The organism is Bradyrhizobium sp. CCBAU 11434 (assembly GCF_028128895.1).
GTDB classification, from domain to species: Bacteria; Pseudomonadota; Alphaproteobacteria; order Rhizobiales; family Xanthobacteraceae; genus Bradyrhizobium; species Bradyrhizobium zhengyangense.
The window spans coordinates 441275-457178 of sequence record NZ_LBJX01000002.1 but is presented as its reverse complement, the minus strand read 5'-3'; the positions used below and the strand labels follow the sequence as shown (position 1 = coordinate 457178).

Below are 15904 nucleotides of genomic sequence, written 5' to 3'. Positions count from 1 at the left end.
CGCGCTATTTCTTGCGCCAGACGAACAGTCCGGACATCGCGTAATTCCACACCACGCCCATCAGCGCCCCGGCCATGCCGGCCAGCCACCAGATCGGCTCCTGATCGTAGACAGAGAAGGCCACGCCGACATTGGCGAGCAGGCCGACGCTGCAGACGACGTAGAACATGATCAGGCCGCGCAGGATCGCAAAACCCTTCAGCCGCTGATCGCGATAGGTGAGGAAGTTGTTCATGATGAAATTGGTGGTCATGGCGACGATCGCACCGGCGGCCTGCGCCTCCGCGAACGGCACCCTGATCAGCTGAAGTGCGATGAACAGCGTTGCGAGATGCACCATGAGGCCGATGCCGCCGACCATCGCGAACAGGATGAAGCGCAGCGAGACGATGTCGTTGGTCAGCTTCGCCAGCACGAGGCCGAGGAAGTCGAGCGCCACCAGGGAATCGAGCTTGCTTTCGCCATGCTGGCGGGCGCCGAACGTGTAGGGAATTTCGATCGCACGCAGGGAGCCGTGCGCGGTCGCAACGAGGTCGAGCAGGATCTTGAAGCCGTGCACCGAGAGTTTCGGCGCCAATTGCTCGAAACGGTCGCGGCGAACCATGAAGAAGCCGCTCATCGGATCGGCGATCTCGACCCGGAGTATCTTCCTGGCGACCTCGGTCGCCAGCGCGCTGGCGCCGGCGCGCTGCTTGTTGAAGCCTTCGCTCTTGTAGCCCTCGATGTAGCGGCTGCCGACGACAAGGTCGGCCTTGTCGCTTGCGAGCAGCAGCAGCATCTTCGGCAGCTGGGTTTCGTCGTGCTGGAGGTCGGCGTCCATCACGGCCGCATAAGGCGCGCTGGAGGCCAAAATGCCCTCGATGCAGGCGCCTGACAGGCCGCGGCGGCCGATACGGCGGATGCAGCGCACGCGGCTGTCCTTCTGCGCCAGTTCGCGCACGACGTCCCAGGTGCCATCAGGCGAGTTGTCGTCGACGAACACGACCTCCCAGGCGACGTTGGGAAGCGTCGCCTCCAGCCGCCGGTACAGCACGGTGACGTTGTCGCGCTCGTTGAAGGTCGGGACAATGACCGACAGTTCCGGCCCCTCTTGGGTCTGGCCGTCGACGCCCGGTTTGATCGCTTCATTCATGACGGCAGCGTATATCCGCCGCGTCCTGCGCTGCCAAGCCGGAGCTTTTTCAGGGAGACAGCCCCAAAAGGGGGCCTAAAATGCCAACGACCCCGGAACGGCGGGACCGCGCGTACATCCGGCGCAGGCCCAAGCTATTCCAAGGTCGTTCCAGCGCCGGAGCTTTTGACTCAACGTCGCCGTTACAAGCTAAATGGGAATGGCTAAGCCGCTTTGCAAGTGGCCGAAACCGCCCTTTTCAGGCCATTATTGATTCGGGACTTCCCGGATCACCGGGCCCCGAGGCGCGGGGGCCACAGGGGCGGCAGGCGCCATGGCGGCGGGGGCTGGATCGACCTTGGCCGGCTTGGGGGGCTTGCCGTACTGGCCGATCGGCCCGAAGACGACGGCGACTGCGAGCACGACCGCGGCGACGATCGCGCCAAAAATGCCACCTACCGACTCAGACGACATACCACCACGTCCCTGTTCCAGATGAGCCCTCTCATATCACGGATGAAGGCGCGGTCGGAAGGGCTGCCGGGCCGCAACAGGTCATGGCCCTATTTCGTCGGCGGCCGGTGCTTGACGTAGGCGGTCACGATGTCCTTCTGCGCCGACTCCACCGCCCTGTTCGCGGTCGCGAGATGGGCACCGGAATCGATGTTCGGATATTGCGAGGTGAGATAGTCGAGTAGCGCCACCCGGTAATACTGCCGCTCCGACGGGCAGGCCCCGGCCACCGAGCGACCGAACTCCTGCTCCGACAGGCCCTGATTGCTGTCGCGCGAATACTCCCGCGCCAGGCAATGCCAGTAATCGTCGCGGCCCTGCATGGCGAGCTTCTGCGCGCCTTTCGCATCGTCGTCATCCGCCCTCGCAACAGGCGTCATGGCAGCAGATGTCATCATGACGAGCGCCGCTCCCAGTATCAGCATCCGCATCTTGTTCTCCCTTTTTTTCGCAGATCGCGAGGCGAGCTTAGACGGGATGCGACAACTGGCCAATCACATCTGGTTTGAATAGGATGCAGCCATCCCCTTCCCGTCGATGCGAGATCCTCCGTGGCCAAAGCAAAAACCGCGTCCAAGAAATCCGGCAACATCTACATCGGCATCGGCGGCTGGACCTTCGAGCCCTGGCGCGGCGTGTTCTATCCAGAGAAGCTGACGCAGGCGAAGGAGCTGTCCTACGCCGCCTCGAAGCTGACCTCGATCGAGATCAACGGCACCTATTACGGCTCGCAGAAGCCGGAGAGCTTTCGCAAATGGGCGAGCGAAGTGCCCGATGGTTTTGTGTTCTCGGTCAAGGGGCCGCGCTTTGCCACCAACAGGCGCGTACTGGCCGAGGCCGGCGATTCCATCAAACGCTTCTACGATTCCGGCGTGCTGGAACTCGGCGACCATCTTGGCCCGGCGCTGTGGCAGTTCGCGCCGACCAAGAAATTCGACGGCGCCGATTTCGGCAAGTTCCTGGAGCTGTTGCCACGCAAGCTCGACGGACGCCCGCTGCGTCACGTGGTGGAGGTGCGCCATGACAGTTTCTGCACACCCGATTTCATCGCGCTGATCCGCCAATTCGAGACGCCGGTCGTGTTTGCCGAACACGGAAAATATCCAGCGATTGCCGATGTCGCCGGCGATTTCGTCTATGCCCGGTTGCAGAAGGGCAATGACGAGATCAAGACCTGCTATCCGCCGAAGCAGCTGGACGCCTGGGCCGAACGTTTTCAAGCCTGGGCGGAGGGAAGTGAACCCGACGACCTGCCGAAGGTTGACAAGGCGAAGCCGAAGAAGGAACCGCGCGACGTGTTCGCCTATGTCATCCACGAGGGCAAGGTGCGCGCACCGCACGGCGCCATGGAATTGATCGCGCGAGTGAGCTGAGGAGAATGGATGGCCACGGCGAAGAAACTCTTCACCATCGGCTATGAGCAGACGCCGCCCAAGGCCGTGCTGGATGAGCTCGAGCAGGCCGGTGTCAAGCTTGTGGTCGACGTACGCGCGGTGACGTCGTCACGGCGGCCGGGCTTTTCCAAGAAGCAGCTGGCCGCTGGCCTCGACGAGCGCGGCATTGCCTATGTCCACCTTGCTGGCCTCGGCACGCCGAAGGAAGGCCGCCTCGCCGCGCGCAGCGGCCAATACGACGTGCTGGAGAAGATCTTCGCAAAGCACCTGAAGACACCGGAGGTCAGGGAGCAGATGGACGAACTCTCGGCGCTGGTGAAGAAGGCCGGCCCGGTCTGCCTGCTCTGCTACGAGCGCGACCACACCCATTGCCACCGCCAGATGATCGCGGAAATCATCGAGGAGCGCGAAGGCGTGGCGGTGAAGAATCTGGCGGGGCGGCAGCTGTAGCCGTCATTCCGCTCCTGCCAGCTTGAACGTCCCCTCCATCATCTGCACGCAGGCACCGCCGACATGCGCTGACACGATCTTGCCGTCCCGCTTGACGACGCGCGTCTGCAGGATGCTCGGCCGGCCCATGTCAAAGCCTTGGCCAACGGTGAGCTTCAGTTCGCCGTCACTGAAGGGATCGAGATCGGCGAACAGCGCGGCGGCGGCGACGGTGGCGCTGCCGGTGGCGGGATCTTCGGCGAGTCCGCCAGCACCGCGCATGAACATACGCGCCTGCCGCTCGGTCGGCGCCTCGGACGCCGGCACGTCGCGCGTGTAGAACCACACGGAGCGGGCATCGTCGCGAGGAAGGACCCTGCCAAACGCGGCTGCGTCGGGCCTCGCGCGCTTGAGCGCATCGCGCGAATGCACCTCTGCCACGAGGAACGGCGTTCCAACACCGACCACTTGCGGCGCATGGTGATCGGTCCTGATGTCATCAGCCGTCAACGAGATGCAGGCTGCAACGTCAGCGGCCGAGACTTCCGCCAGTCGCGACAGCGGCTGCGGCGCGGTGAGCTCGGTGCCGACCACCCTTCCCTGCTCGCGAAAAATGTCGACCGGCACGAGGCCCGCAATCTCCTCGAACAAAAGGCGTGGCTTCGGCTCTTTCGCAAGACTTGCCAGCACGAAGGAGGTGCCGACATTGGGATGACCGGCGAACGGCATCTCCCTCACCGGCGTGAAGATGCGCACCTCGGCGTCGTTGGCCTTGTCGCGCGGCGGCAGCACGAAGGTCGTCTCGGAATAGTTAAACTCCGTCGCGATCGCCTGCATCTGACGCGTCGAGAGCCCGGCAGCATCGAGCACCACGGCGAGCTGGTTGCCGCCGAAGGCGCGGTCGGTGAACACGTCGACGGTGACGTAGCGGCGCTGCATGGTGTTTCCTCACGCAAATGGCGGCCGCAAACCGGCCGCCTCCCGCAGCACTCTACAAGGGCAAAATATCGCTCGTCATGCCCCAAAATTGAGTGCAATCGGAGCAATCGCTGCGCGTATCAGAAGCGAAAGAGAGGCCGCGGCGAGGACAGCACTTGCGCGCGTTCGCGCCCGTCGGCCACGAGGATGTCGAGAAATTGGCGGTTCTTCGCGTAGGTTTGCGTTGCCTCGAACTGCGTATGCGGCCAGTCGCTGCCCCACAGCAGGCGATCGAGACCATAGGCACTGCGAAGCAGCGGATAGGCCTCCTTCGCAAAGCTCTCGCCGGCTGGGCCGTTGCGATACGGCGCAGAGATCTTGACCCACACGTTTCGCGTCGCCCCTAACTTCAGCACGGATTGAAAGCCGGGATCTGAGACGCCGAGCTTGGGATCCGGCAGCGCAAAATGATCGAGCACGACAGTGACGCCGAGATCGAGCAATTGCGGGGTGAGCACGGCGAGATCGGACGCGTTGCGCTGGATCTCGACCTGCCAGCCCATCGCCTTCAGGTTGGCGAGCAGTCCCTTCCATTCGCTCGCCGCGAGATCGGGCAAGGGCTGGCCGACGAGATTGAGGCGGATGCCGACGATGCCGGCTTTGTCGAGCGCGCGCAGCTCATCTGCCGAAATAGAGGGATCGACGACAGCGATGCCGCGCAGGCGGCCATTGGTCTGCTTCAGGCAATCGACGAGGTAGGAATTGTCGGTGCCGAGGAAGCTGGGCTGCACCAGCACGCCGTTGCTCATGCCGTTGTGGTCGAGCTGCTCGAGATACAGCGACAGCGGCGCGTCGTATTCGGGCGCATAGCGCCGGCCCGGTGCGAGCTTCAATCCGCGATGGAAGACATGGGCGTGGGTATCGATCACAGGCATCGTCGCCTCACCTGCCGCTTTGCCCGCAGCCGCACTTGCCACCAGGGCTGCAGCGCCCGCGCCGAATTGGCGGCGCGTCAGGCCGCGCTTGAACGATGTCATGGTTGTTGCTCCTCATTCCCGTCAAACGCGGGCGGCTGCGGCCTGCTCGAACACCTTGCCGCGGGTCTCGGGCAGGAGAACCACCGCGATCAGCACCAGCGCATAGGCGAACGCCGCGTCGATGCCGATTGCGGGCCCGAGGCCGATGCGATCACTGAGAAAGCCGACCAGGAAGGGAAACGCGGCGGAGACCACGCGGCCGAAATTGTAGCAGAAGCCGACGCCGGTGCCGCGCACGCCGGCCGGATAGAGCTCGCTGAACAGCGCGGCCATGCTCGCAGGGATTCCGGCCGAGAAGAAGCCAAGTGGAAAGCCGAGCAACAGCATCTGGCCGTTGGTCAGCGGCGCAAAGATGTAGACCAGCACGGTGACGATGCAGGCGCTGGCGAAGAACGCGACATTGGCGCGACGGCCGATGCGGTCGCTGATGATCCCGCTGGCGACACAGCCGCAGAAGAAGGCGATGATGATGACGGCGAGATATCCGCTGGAGCCGAGCACCGACAAGTGCCGCACTTCGCGCAAGTAAGTCGGCAGGAACGTCGTCAGTGCGGCATAGCCGCCATGGGCGCCGATGCCGAACAGACCGCCGACCAGGGTCGAGCGCAGCACATCGCGATGGAAGATGCCTGCCAGCGTGGCGAAGAACGGCGCTTCTGCGTCCTTGGCCACGGCGCGCGGCGGCTCCTTCAGCCCGCGGCGGATGAAGATGATGAGCAGCGCCGGCAACAATCCGATCGCAAACAGGATGCGCCAGGCGATATCGGCCGGTGCATAAGTGAAGACCAGCGCGGACAGCAGCACGGCCGCGCCCCAGCCGACCGCCCAGGCGCTCTGTACCGTGCCAAGCGCCTTGCCGCGATGTTCGGGGCGGATGATCTCGGCCATCAGCACCGCACCGCAGGCCCATTCGGCGCCGAAGCCGAGGCCCTGGATCGCCTTGAGCACCAGGAGCTGGGTGTAGCTCATCGCGAATGCCGACGCGAAGGTCGCGAGCGCGAAGGTCGCGACCGTGATCTGGAGTGCTTTGACGCGGCCGAAGCGATCGCCGAGTGCGCCGCCGAGCCAGCCGCCGAACGCGCCGAAGAACAGGGTAACCGAGCCGAGCAGTCCCGCATCAGCCTTGCTGATGCCGAAGGCTGCGATCAACGCCGGAATCGCGAGGCCGAACATCTGAACGTCGAGCGCATCCAGCGCCCAGCCGCCAAAACTTGCCCAGAACGTGCGCCGCTCCAGCGGCGAGCTTTCGCTATACCAGTTCGACATGTTCCCTACCCCTGTACTCGTTATTGCTTGATGACGTTGAAGAGCCGCTTTATCGGATCTCGGCATGGTAGCGGAAGCGGTCCGCCGGCCCGCGCGACCTGCGCCATTCGATCGGCCGCCGCTCGAGGTCGAGCGCGAGGCGCTCGATCACGATCAGCGGCGCATGGGCCTCGAGCCTGAGCAGGCGCGCCTGCATCTCGTTGGCGGTCTCGACCGTCAGAATTTCCTCGGCGGAAACCACCACCTCACCGCAGCGCTCCTCATATAGCGGATACAGCAGGTCGCCGAACTCAGCGGTATCGATTTCGAGAATTGGCGCGAAGCGCGATTGCTGGAGCCAGATCTCTTCGGCGAGCAGCGGCACATCATCGATCAACCGCAGGCGCGACAGGCTGACAACGGGTTCACCGACCGGCATGCGCAGCGCCGATGCCACGGCTGAAGTCGCCGGCACGCTTCTGCGCCGGAGGATGCGGCTCTTGGGCACGCGCCGCTCGCCGCTTTCGGACTGGAAACGGAAGAAGCGGAACAGCGAGGAATTGAACCGCGCACGGCGCACGAAGGTGCCGCGGCCCTGCTGGCGCTCCAGCGCGGCATCCGCCACGAGTTGGTCGATCGCCTTGCGCACGGTGCCGATGGCGACACCGTAATGCGCGCCAAGCTCGGCCTCCGATGGAATCGGCTCGCCCGGCCGCCATTCATTGCGGTTGATCCGCGCGGCGAGGTCGTCGCGCAGGCGCTGGTAGCGGGGCAGACGACCGTCGCGCGGAGCTGAATTCATATAGTCATATAGATGACTAGTTGAAAGAGGAGTCAAGCGCTACTGGAATACCGCATATGCCAGCAGAAACAGCCGGGCTGGCGGCACTGGCCAGCCCGGCTTCGCCGGGTTCGAACTCAGTTCGTAGCTTTCGGCATGCAGGGCGGCTCCTTGTAGGGAGCGGTCGCATAGGCCGCCTCGGCCGGCGCCCTGACGCAATCCGCCGTCGCATGCGCAACACCACGCCGGGCGGGGGCCGCATCGCGGGCCGACGCGGCCTCGATTTGATAAACGGCCGCGGCAATCACGGCGGCCGAGACGACGCTCAATCGGATCATGGATATTCTCCGCGTAGCAAATGGAGGTCGAAACAATTTCGACGTCCCGAATGCAAGAGCGGAGGGCAGCCCAGGATATTTCGGCACGCGCCTTCAAAGAAACGCGAGCAGTCCCCTCACCCCAATTGAAACACCGCGACCGGCTGCTCATAACCGCGCACGGTGACTTCGCCGAGCGCGACCGCATCCTCGCCGTCGTCTCCGAGCGCCTCGCGCACGGACGCCGAGATCAGGAGCTGCGAGCCGAACTCCTTGTTGAGCGCCTCGAGCCGCGATGCAAAGTTCACGGTGTCGCCGATCACGGTGTATTCCTTGCGCCGGGGCGAGCCGATATTGCCGGCGACGACCTCGCCGAAATGAATGCCGATGCCGATTCTCAGCGGCCAGCTCGTCTGCGCATTGATGTGATCCATCGCGGTCAGCATGTCGCGGCCTGCGGCGACCGCACGATGCGCGGCATCGGACGCCTCCAGCGGCGCGCCGAACAGCGCGAGAAATCCGTCGCCCAGAAACTTGTTCACGATGCCGCCATGGCGGTCGAGAATGTCGACCAGCACGGCGAATGCGCCGTCGAGCCGGTCGACGACCTCTTGCGGGGTGCGCGACTGCGCGCCGGCGGTGAAGCCGCGGAAATCGACGAACATCACCGCGACGCGCCTGATATCGCCGGCGACGCTCGTCCCCTCCGCCATCAGCCGCTCGACCACCTGCGGCGAGACGTGCTGGCCGAACAGGTTGGTCACCCGATCGCGCGCGGTGGCCGCCGCGATGCTCGCGCTGAATTGTCGCCGCAACTGCGCGCCGACGGAGCCCGCAAGCACGCCGCAGACCAGGATCACCATGCTGCGCACGGTGTGGAAATAGATCAGGGGTTCTCCGGTGTCGCTTGCGGAATTGTAATACAGCGCGACTGTCAGGAGTTCGGCGGCTGCGACAAATCCCGTGAAGGTAGACAGCCAGAAATCGAGCCGCAGCGTCGAAAGAATGACGAAGATGAAATAGACCATCGGCAACACGAAACCGAGCGCAGGCCCAGCGCCCATGCTGCGGATCTGCAGGATCAAGATGAGCGTCGGCAGCGACGTCTCGATAAAGGCGCCGATATAGCGCCTGACCACCGGCAGGTCGCGATCAAGCTTGAGGTTTCGCCTGATCTGGCTGTGGACCCAGACCTCGAACAGCAGGAATCCTGCCACAAGGACGTATTCGCGGACCATCCCCTCGGTCCCGCGCCAGATCCGGTTCGCGATGGCAGGGTCGATCACGAAGGTCGCCGTGAGCAAGACCAGCATGACGAGGCCCGTGGCGATCAGCGCCTTCACCCGCAGCAACTCGGTGCGCAGCACTTCGCGCGTCAGCTCGCGCTCGAACTCCTCCGACAAGACGGCCCTTTGCCGGGCTTTCAAAAAGCTGACCATTCCATCCCCCGATTCCGGGGCAGTTTGCCTCAATCCAGCGTGCGGCGGAAGCGCGTCACGGCGATGGTCATGGCGACCAGCATCAGCGCTGCCAGCGCAAGCGTATCGAACCGCAGGTTCGGCATGGAGGCGCCCTTCAGCATGATGGCGCGGACGATGCGAATGTAGTGCGTCAGCGGCAGGCATTCGCCGACATATTGCGCCCAGGCCGGCATCCCCGCGAACGGGAACATGAAGCCGGACAGCAAGATGCTTGGCAGGAAGAACATGAATGACATCTGTATCGCCTGCAATTGATTCTGCGCGATGGTCGAGAACGTGTAGCCGATCGCGAGATTTGCAGCGATGAAAAGGGTCGAAAGAGCCGCCAGCAGGAACAGACTGCCGAGCACCGGCACGCCGAACAGGAACACTCCGATATTGACGATCAGGAAGGCCTGGATGAAGCCGACCAGGATGTAGGGCACGATCTTGCCGATCATCACCTCGACCGGTTTGATCGGCATCGACAGGAGGCTCTCCATAGTGCCGCGTTCAATCTCGCGCGTCACCGACAGCGCCGTGAAGATCAGCATCGTCATGGTGAGAATGGTGCCGACCAGTCCCGGCACGATGTTGAGCCGCGATTCCGCCGCCGGATTGTAGCGCGCATGCGCGCGGATCTCGAACGGCATCGCCGGGGGATCGCCGATATAGAGATCGTGCGCAAGTGCCGTCTGCACGATCATGCCGAGCGCGCCGAGTGCGGAGCTTGCGGCGACCGGATCGGTCGCGTCGGCTGCAACCAGCAGCGCCGGCTTGTCGCCGCGCCGCACAGCGCGTTCGAAACCGCGCGGGATCTCGACGCCGAACAGCACCTTGCCGGACTTCAGCAAATTGTCGAACTCGTCGACGTCGTGCACTTCGTAGACGAAGCGGAAATAGGCGGTATTCTCCAACGCCTTCAGGACCGAGCGGGCAAGATCCGAGTCCTCCTGCAGCAGCACCGCGCTCGGCAGATGGTGCGGCGTGGTGTTGATGGCATAACCGAACAGGAGGAGCTGCATCACCGGGATCGCCACGATCATCGCAAACGACACGCGGTCCCGCCGAAGCTGAATGAACTCCTTCGCCATCATGGCATAGGAGCGGCGCCAGAAGCCGAAGCGGTCGCGGATCTCCCGCACTGGGCCGGTTGTCCGGATGCTGCTCATTGGAAATTGTCCTTGGAACGGCCCATCAACTCGATGAAGACGTCTTCCAGCGACGGCGCCGATTTCAGCCAGTGTAGGTCGCCCTTCTCGCGCCACGGCGCGATGCTGGCTTCGAGAGCCGCGACGTCGCGGCCCGAGACGTGCAGCGAGGTGCCAAACGGCGCCACCATGTCGATTCCGGGCTTGCCGGCGAGCTGGGCCGCGAGGCCATTCAACTCGCCGGTGACGGTGTAGGTCGTCAGCGCGGACTTCGCGATCACCTCGTCAACGGTACCGTGCGCCAGGAGATGGCCATAAGCGATATACGCGATCTCATGGCAACGCTCGGCCTCGTCCATGTAATGTGTCGAGACCAGCACGGTGAGACCACCTGCGGCGAGCGCATGGATCTCGTTCCAGAAATCGCGCCGCGCCTTGGGATCGACGCCCGCGGTCGGCTCGTCCAGGAGCAGCAATTCCGGATTGGGCAGGGTGCAGGCCCCCAATGCAAGACGCTGCTTCCAGCCGCCGGAAAGCTCGCCCGCGAGCTGCTCCTCGCGGCCCGAGAGGCCGAGCCGCTTGATCATGTCGCGGGCAGCCCCGCGCGCGTCGGCAAGGCCATAGAGCCGCGCAACGAATTCGAGGTTCTCGCGCACGGAAAGATCCTGGTACAGGCTGAAGCGCTGCGTCATGTAGCCGACTTTGCGCTTGATCTTTTCCGCGTCCTTCAGGATGTCGTAGCCGAGGCAGGTGCCCTCGCCGCTGTCGGGCGTCAGCAGGCCGCAGAGAATGCGGATGGTCGTGGTCTTGCCCGAGCCGTTCGGCCCGAGGAAGCCGTAGATCGAGCCGCGCTTCACCTGCATCGACAGGTCGTGCACGACCTCGCGACCACCAAACGATTTGGTCAGGCCCTTGACGTCGATCGCGATCTCGTTGCTCACGCTCATCGCTTGTCCGCCACCGGGGTCTTCGGGTTGAGATAGACGTCGATCGGCTGGCCGACCCGCAACGCATCGGGCCGCGACGGCCGCGCCTGGATGAGGTAGACGAGCTTGTCCCTCTCCTCGAGGCTGTAGATGACGGGCGGGGTGTATTCGGCCGAGGTCGCGATGAAGTAGATCTTTGCGGTGAGGTCGGCGGCGCAATTGTCGCAGGCGACCCGCACCTCGTCGCCGATCGACAGCTTCGGCAACTCCGTTTCCGGCACGAAGAAGCGCAGCTTCATGTTGCCGGGCGGCATGATCGAGAGCACCGGCCGCTGCGCGGCGACCATCTCGCCCTCGCGGAAATAGATCTGCTGGATGGTGCCGGCGACCGGGGCAAAGCCCTTGCGCCGCGCCAGCCGCGTCTCCGACGTCACCACCCGCGCCTGCGCGACCCGTAAGTCAGAGACAGCGGAATCCAGAGTGGCTTGCGTGCCGGAGCCGGTTTTGCGCAGGGACTCTGCGCGATCGAACACCTGCTGCGCGTTGGCCAGCGTCGCCTTGGTCTGGTTGAGATCGGCCAGCTGGAGGTCGTCGTCGACGGAATAGAGGGGATCGCCGACCTTCACCAAATCGCCCTCGCGGATATCGAGCTTGGTCACGCGGCCTGCCTCGTCCGGACTGACATAGATCATGTCGGCCTCGACCCATCCCTGGAAACCGGGATCGCGCTTCTCCTTGCAGCCGGCTAGTCCGGTTGCGAGCACGGCGGCCAATGCGACTGCAAAAATCCTTTGCGACGACGTCATGTCGTCCTCCGTTCGCCAAAGATCAAATCGAGATGGACGCGCAGCATGTCCTGCGCATCGAGCGGCGCGTGCCGCGCAAACAGGCTCTGCCAGATCACCGCGATCATCGCCGGCGCGATCACAATCTGCGGATAGCGCGCGAGATTTGCCTGGTGGATCTCGCCACGGGCAATGCCGAGCTCGATCAGCGCGCGCATGCCGGCGATCCCACGCGAGACCACCTCGCGGTAGTAGAAGTCGGCCACTGCCGGAAAGCGCGGACCCTCCGCCACGATCAGGCGGACGAGATCGCCGCGCCTCGTGCCGATCACCTCTTTGAGGAAGTTGCCGGCAAAGGTTTCAATGAGGTCGCGGACCGAGCCCGTCGGCGGCGGTAGTGCACTCAGCTTCACCACCACTGGCACGATCACGGTGCGCACCAGCTCCTCGAACATCGATTCCTTGTCCTTGAAGTGCAGGTAGATGGTGCCCTTCGCGACGCCGGCACGCTTGGCAATGTCGTCGAGCCGCGTCGCGGCAAAGCCGCGCGCGATGAACTCCTCCATCGCCGCTGCGACGATCGCATCGCGCCGCTCGGCCGCGCGCGTGGCGCGGTTCGACATCGGCGCGGCGTCTTCGCCGGCTTCGGGATTGCGCGTCGCAGCTTTGGCCGCAGCCGCTTTAGTGAGCTTCTTTGTCATTTTGCATTTATGACTGACTAGTCAGTCATAGTCAATGAGAGGGGCTGACTCGATCGTCGCTCAAACAAATTAGTATTGACTAATGCATTAGCGAATACTAATCTGTTGACATGATCGATGCCGCCCCCAGTCCCGTCACCGCCGTCATGCGCGCCCTCGCCGATCCGACCCGGCGCGCGGTGTTCGAGCGCGTGTTCGACAGCAAGGAGATCAGCGTCGCCGAGCTGACGCGCGGCAGTGGCGTGACGCAGGGCGCGATCTCGCAACATTTGAAATCGTTGAAGCAGGCGGGCCTCGTCGCCGAGCGCGCCGAGGGCCGCAACGTCTACTACCGCGCCGCGCCGCAAGGTCTCGAACCGCTGGTCACCTGGATGGATCATTACGGTGTCTTCTGGCGCGAGCGCTTCCAGAACCTGCGTGACCTGTTGAAGGAGATCGACCCGTGAGTGCAGCCGCGTTGAAAGCCGAAACCAAAGATATCGTGATGGACGAGGTGCTCCCTCACGCGCCGGAGACGGTCTGGAAGGTGCTGACATCTGCCCAGTTGATCGCGCGCTGGCTCATGCCACCGACCGGCTTCGAGGCTGTCGAAGGCAATGTCTTCACCTACCAGACCAAGCCGGGCGGCCACTGGGACGGCGTCATCCATTGCCGCGTCCTGGAAGTCGTCCCGAACCGGCGTCTGGTCTACGCCTGGACGGGTGGCGATGAACGCAACACCGGCTACGGCGCGCCGCTCGACACTGTTGTGACCTGGTCCCTCACCCCGGTCGAAGCCGGCACGCGCATTCAGCTGGTTCATGCGGGCTTCGTCATGCCGAGGAACGACAGCGCCTACACCGTCATGAGCGGCGGATGGAAGAAGGTCATTCGGCAGCTCGACGAAATCAGCGGCGAAGACAGTTGAGGAGTTAATGCGATGACCAAGCCCTATACCGGCGGCTGCGCCTGCGGCGTGATCCGCTATTCGATTGTCGGCGAGCCCATGTTCTCCAACCATTGCCAGTGCCGGGACTGCCAGCGTGAAAGCGGCACCGGCCACGGCTCCTACGCCACCTTTCCGCGCGGCGGCGTCACGGTGACGGGCGAAGCCAGGACATGGGACATGACCGGCGACAGCGGCAACGTGAAGACGCGCGCCTTCTGCCCCGAATGCGGCGTCGCCGTTTACATGACCTTCAAGGCCATGCCCGATATCTTCACCATCCGCGCTGCCAGCCTCGACGAGCCGGCCCGCTACAAGCCGCAAGCGATCACCTACGCCGTGCGCGCGTATGATTGGGATCCTCTCGATTCCGGCCTGACGAAGTTCGAGAGGATGCCGCCGGGCTGAGAGTTTAGCCAAAGTCGAGCACCATGCGGCCGTTGATCGTACCGGCCTTCATCCGCTCGAACACGTTGTTGATTTGCGCAAGCGGCATTTTCGTCACTTCGGCCTTCACCTTGCCGTCCGCAGCGAACGCAATGGCTTCGTCGAGATCCCTGCGGGTCCCGACGATGGAGCCGCGCACGGTGATGCGCTTGAGCACGACATCGAAGATCGGCGTCGGGAATTCACCCGGCGGCAGGCCGACGAGGCTGACGGTGCCCTTCCGCCGCACCATCTTCAGCGCCTGAGCAAACGCGGCGGTCGACACCGCCGTGACCAGCACGCCGTGAGCCCCTCCTCCGCTCGCTGTGAGCACCTTGTCAACGGCATCGCTTGCGAGCGCGTTGACCGCGAGATCGGCACCGGTCTCGCGCGCGAGCTCGAGCTTGTCCTGGGCGATATCAATCGCCGCGACCTTGAACCCCATCGCCTTGGCGTACTGGATCGCGACATGGCCGAGCCCGCCGACGCCTGAGATCGCGACCCACTCGCCGGGCCGCGCGTCGGTCTCCTTCAGTCCCTTGTAGGTGGTGACACCAGCGCAAAGGATCGGCGCAACAGCCGCGAAATCGATCGTCGGCGGCAGCTTCGCCGCAAAGGCCGCCGAAGCGATGACATATTCGGCAAAGCCGCCGTTCACGCTGTAGCCAGTGTTGTGCTGATGCTCGCACAGCGTCTCCCAGCCGGTCTCGCAATATTCGCACGACATGCAGGCATCGTGCAGCCAGGCGACGCCGACAGCATCGCCGACCTTCAGATTTTTGACGCCGGGTCCGAGCGCCGCGACGATGCCGGCTGCTTCATGGCCGGGAATGAACGGCGGCACCGGCTTGACCGGCCAGTCACCGGAGGCGGCGTGCAGATCGGTGTGGCAGACACCGCAGGCCTTCACCTTGACCAGAACTTCGCCGGGACCGGGCTGCGGTACCGGCACATCCTCAATCGCCAGGGGCTTGCCGAATTGTTTGACAACAGCGGCTTTCATGGTCGGCATCGGTCTGCTCCATTGCATTACGTAAGCAGACTAGCGATACCGCCCAGGTCTCACTTGATTGGAGTCAAACGACGCAAGTTTATTGGTCGCGCTGCGCAGAACGCCCGCGGCAGCGCAGAGCGCGCCTGGCGTCAGCTATGGAACTTCAATCCATCGACGATCTTGTCGATCACCTTCCTCTCGGCGCGCATTGCGAGGCCGACGAGATTGAGATCGCCGCGCGCGACCGCTCTCACAGCTGCGCGATTGGCAGCATCATGCGTGGTCTTGAACATGTCCTCGGTATAGACCGCCGGCGTGACATTGCGCGTGAGTGCGCGATCGAGTGCACGCGACAGCGCCGGACCATCGGCACCATAGATCAGGATCGGTTGGCCGATCAGCGCAAGATACTTCGTGGACGATGCGTCCTCATAGGCATCGCCGATGCACTCCGGAAAAGCAGCCGCGACGCCGCTCGTCAGGAATGACGCAACATTGAGCTTCTGCCAAGTCTGGAGGTCGTTGCGAATGACAACGGCAATCTTGGTATCGAACTGCATGAACTCTCCCGCGCACATCCAAGCGTCTGGAAAGAAAAAGAAATTCCGAGCGCTGCGACGGCTTATGTCAATGTAACGCGGATTGTCCGGGCGATCACAGCGTAGAAATTTCAATGCGGGATGCGATCGGCTGTGCTTCTCTCCGCAGGACAACTCGGATATATGTCGATGCCCGTCACTGAACTGTCATAAAGCTGCGAATGTCCGAAATTGACGCCATCAAGGGAGCCC

At 63.7% G+C, this 15904-nt stretch carries 20 protein-coding genes; 5 read left to right on the top strand and 15 right to left on the bottom strand.

Annotation, left to right across the window (positions count from 1 at the left end; translation table 11 throughout):
• Positions 1-4: 4 nt before the first annotated feature.
• From XI06_RS04420 to XI06_RS04410, 3 genes are all read right to left on the bottom strand, one after another.
• Positions 5-1132, bottom strand: coding sequence for a glycosyltransferase (locus XI06_RS04420; protein ID WP_237872720.1), 1128 nt, complete (start codon positions 1130-1132; stop codon positions 5-7).
• Between the two features lie 246 nt (positions 1133-1378).
• Positions 1379-1585, bottom strand: a complete 207-nt coding sequence (locus XI06_RS04415; RefSeq protein WP_237865767.1) for a hypothetical protein — start codon at positions 1583-1585, stop codon at positions 1379-1381.
• 89 nt (positions 1586-1674) lie between these two features.
• Positions 1675-2055, bottom strand: a complete 381-nt coding sequence (locus tag XI06_RS04410) for a hypothetical protein (protein WP_237865766.1) — start codon at positions 2053-2055, stop codon at positions 1675-1677.
• 120 nt (positions 2056-2175) lie between these two features.
• On the opposite strand from XI06_RS04410, the gene XI06_RS04405 reads away from it, so the two are divergent.
• Together XI06_RS04405 and XI06_RS04400 are read left to right on the top strand one after the other, a co-directional pair.
• Entirely contained in the window at positions 2176-2997 is an 822-nt protein-coding gene (locus XI06_RS04405) for a DUF72 domain-containing protein (RefSeq protein WP_237865765.1), read from the top strand.
• Positions 2998-3006: 9 nt separating this feature from the next.
• Entirely contained in the window at positions 3007-3468 is a 462-nt protein-coding gene (locus tag XI06_RS04400) for a DUF488 domain-containing protein (RefSeq protein WP_237872719.1), read from the top strand.
• A gap of 3 nt (positions 3469-3471) precedes the next feature.
• On the opposite strand, the gene XI06_RS04395 is transcribed toward XI06_RS04400, so the two are convergent.
• From XI06_RS04395 to XI06_RS04350, 10 genes are all read right to left on the bottom strand, one after another.
• Entirely contained in the window at positions 3472-4386 is a 915-nt protein-coding gene (locus tag XI06_RS04395) for a PhzF family phenazine biosynthesis protein (protein WP_237872718.1), read from the bottom strand.
• Between the two features lie 119 nt (positions 4387-4505).
• Entirely contained in the window at positions 4506-5402 is an 897-nt protein-coding gene (locus tag XI06_RS04390) for an amidohydrolase family protein (protein ID WP_237872716.1), read from the bottom strand.
• Between the two features lie 21 nt (positions 5403-5423).
• On the bottom strand, positions 5424-6668 hold the full coding sequence (locus tag XI06_RS04385) for an MFS transporter (protein WP_237865761.1): 1245 nt from the start codon (positions 6666-6668) through the stop codon (positions 5424-5426).
• A gap of 49 nt (positions 6669-6717) precedes the next feature.
• Positions 6718-7449: a GntR family transcriptional regulator gene (locus XI06_RS04380; RefSeq protein ID WP_237872714.1), complete on the bottom strand. Its 732-nt coding sequence runs from the start codon at positions 7447-7449 to the stop codon at positions 6718-6720.
• Between the two features lie 116 nt (positions 7450-7565).
• Positions 7566-7766: a hypothetical protein gene (locus XI06_RS04375; protein WP_237865759.1), complete on the bottom strand. Its 201-nt coding sequence runs from the start codon at positions 7764-7766 to the stop codon at positions 7566-7568.
• A 116-nt stretch (positions 7767-7882) separates the two neighbouring features.
• Entirely contained in the window at positions 7883-9184 is a 1302-nt protein-coding gene (locus tag XI06_RS04370) for an adenylate/guanylate cyclase domain-containing protein (protein WP_237872712.1), read from the bottom strand.
• A gap of 29 nt (positions 9185-9213) precedes the next feature.
• On the bottom strand, positions 9214-10377 hold the full coding sequence (locus tag XI06_RS04365; RefSeq protein ID WP_237872710.1) for an ABC transporter permease: 1164 nt from the start codon (positions 10375-10377) through the stop codon (positions 9214-9216).
• Complete coding sequence (locus XI06_RS04360) at positions 10374-11303, bottom strand: ABC transporter ATP-binding protein (RefSeq protein WP_237865756.1); 930 nt, start codon at positions 11301-11303, stop codon at positions 10374-10376. The genes XI06_RS04365 and XI06_RS04360 overlap by 4 nt, the downstream gene beginning before the upstream one ends.
• Positions 11300-12088: an HlyD family secretion protein gene (locus XI06_RS04355; protein ID WP_237865755.1), complete on the bottom strand. Its 789-nt coding sequence runs from the start codon at positions 12086-12088 to the stop codon at positions 11300-11302. The genes XI06_RS04360 and XI06_RS04355 overlap by 4 nt, the downstream gene beginning before the upstream one ends.
• Complete coding sequence (locus XI06_RS04350) at positions 12085-12768, bottom strand: TetR/AcrR family transcriptional regulator (RefSeq protein ID WP_237865754.1); 684 nt, start codon at positions 12766-12768, stop codon at positions 12085-12087. Before XI06_RS04350 ends, XI06_RS04355 begins: the two co-directional genes overlap by 4 nt.
• A 110-nt stretch (positions 12769-12878) precedes the next feature.
• On the opposite strand from XI06_RS04350, the gene XI06_RS04345 reads away from it, so the two are divergent.
• Genes XI06_RS04345 through XI06_RS04335 form a run of 3 tightly spaced genes read left to right on the top strand, consistent with a single transcriptional unit; the run spans position 12879 to position 14101 of the window.
• Entirely contained in the window at positions 12879-13214 is a 336-nt protein-coding gene (locus XI06_RS04345) for an ArsR/SmtB family transcription factor (RefSeq protein ID WP_237865753.1), read from the top strand.
• Positions 13211-13675 (top strand): SRPBCC family protein, encoded by a 465-nt coding sequence (locus XI06_RS04340; protein WP_237865752.1) that lies wholly within the window; start codon positions 13211-13213, stop codon positions 13673-13675. Before XI06_RS04345 ends, XI06_RS04340 begins: the two co-directional genes overlap by 4 nt.
• Positions 13676-13687: 12 nt before the next feature.
• Complete coding sequence (locus XI06_RS04335) at positions 13688-14101, top strand: GFA family protein (protein WP_237872706.1); 414 nt, start codon at positions 13688-13690, stop codon at positions 14099-14101.
• Between the two features lie 4 nt (positions 14102-14105).
• Here XI06_RS04335 and adhP read toward each other — a convergent pair whose 3' ends face one another.
• The gene (gene adhP, locus XI06_RS04330; RefSeq protein ID WP_237872703.1) at positions 14106-15131 is read right to left on the bottom strand and encodes an alcohol dehydrogenase AdhP; all 1026 of its coding nucleotides are present in this window, start codon (positions 15129-15131) and stop codon (positions 14106-14108) included.
• 131 nt (positions 15132-15262) lie between these two features.
• Positions 15263-15673 (bottom strand): DUF2000 family protein, encoded by a 411-nt coding sequence (locus XI06_RS04325; RefSeq protein ID WP_237865750.1) that lies wholly within the window; start codon positions 15671-15673, stop codon positions 15263-15265.
• Positions 15674-15904: the final 231 nt, after the last annotated feature.

Coding starts and splice junctions, on each gene's coding strand:
- XI06_RS04420 (WP_237872720.1), bottom strand. CDS start 1,132: ATGAATGAAGCGATCAAACCGGGCGTCGACGGCCAGACCCAAGAGGGG.
- XI06_RS04415 (WP_237865767.1), bottom strand. CDS start 1,585: ATGTCGTCTGAGTCGGTAGGTGGCATTTTTGGCGCGATCGTCGCCGCG.
- XI06_RS04410 (WP_237865766.1), bottom strand. CDS start 2,055: ATGCGGATGCTGATACTGGGAGCGGCGCTCGTCATGATGACATCTGCT.
- XI06_RS04400 (WP_237872719.1), top strand. CDS start 3,007: ATGGCCACGGCGAAGAAACTCTTCACCATCGGCTATGAGCAGACGCCG.
- XI06_RS04395 (WP_237872718.1), bottom strand. CDS start 4,386: ATGCAGCGCCGCTACGTCACCGTCGACGTGTTCACCGACCGCGCCTTC.
- XI06_RS04390 (WP_237872716.1), bottom strand. CDS start 5,402: ATGACATCGTTCAAGCGCGGCCTGACGCGCCGCCAATTCGGCGCGGGC.
- XI06_RS04385 (WP_237865761.1), bottom strand. CDS start 6,668: ATGTCGAACTGGTATAGCGAAAGCTCGCCGCTGGAGCGGCGCACGTTC.
- XI06_RS04380 (WP_237872714.1), bottom strand. CDS start 7,449: ATGAATTCAGCTCCGCGCGACGGTCGTCTGCCCCGCTACCAGCGCCTG.
- XI06_RS04375 (WP_237865759.1), bottom strand. CDS start 7,766: ATGATCCGATTGAGCGTCGTCTCGGCCGCCGTGATTGCCGCGGCCGTT.
- XI06_RS04370 (WP_237872712.1), bottom strand. CDS start 9,184: ATGGTCAGCTTTTTGAAAGCCCGGCAAAGGGCCGTCTTGTCGGAGGAG.
- XI06_RS04365 (WP_237872710.1), bottom strand. CDS start 10,377: ATGAGCAGCATCCGGACAACCGGCCCAGTGCGGGAGATCCGCGACCGC.
- XI06_RS04360 (WP_237865756.1), bottom strand. CDS start 11,303: ATGAGCGTGAGCAACGAGATCGCGATCGACGTCAAGGGCCTGACCAAA.
- XI06_RS04355 (WP_237865755.1), bottom strand. CDS start 12,088: ATGACGTCGTCGCAAAGGATTTTTGCAGTCGCATTGGCCGCCGTGCTC.
- XI06_RS04350 (WP_237865754.1), bottom strand. CDS start 12,768: ATGACAAAGAAGCTCACTAAAGCGGCTGCGGCCAAAGCTGCGACGCGC.
- XI06_RS04345 (WP_237865753.1), top strand. CDS start 12,879: ATGATCGATGCCGCCCCCAGTCCCGTCACCGCCGTCATGCGCGCCCTC.
- XI06_RS04335 (WP_237872706.1), top strand. CDS start 13,688: ATGACCAAGCCCTATACCGGCGGCTGCGCCTGCGGCGTGATCCGCTAT.
- adhP (WP_237872703.1), bottom strand. CDS start 15,131: ATGCCGACCATGAAAGCCGCTGTTGTCAAACAATTCGGCAAGCCCCTG.
- XI06_RS04325 (WP_237865750.1), bottom strand. CDS start 15,673: ATGCAGTTCGATACCAAGATTGCCGTTGTCATTCGCAACGACCTCCAG.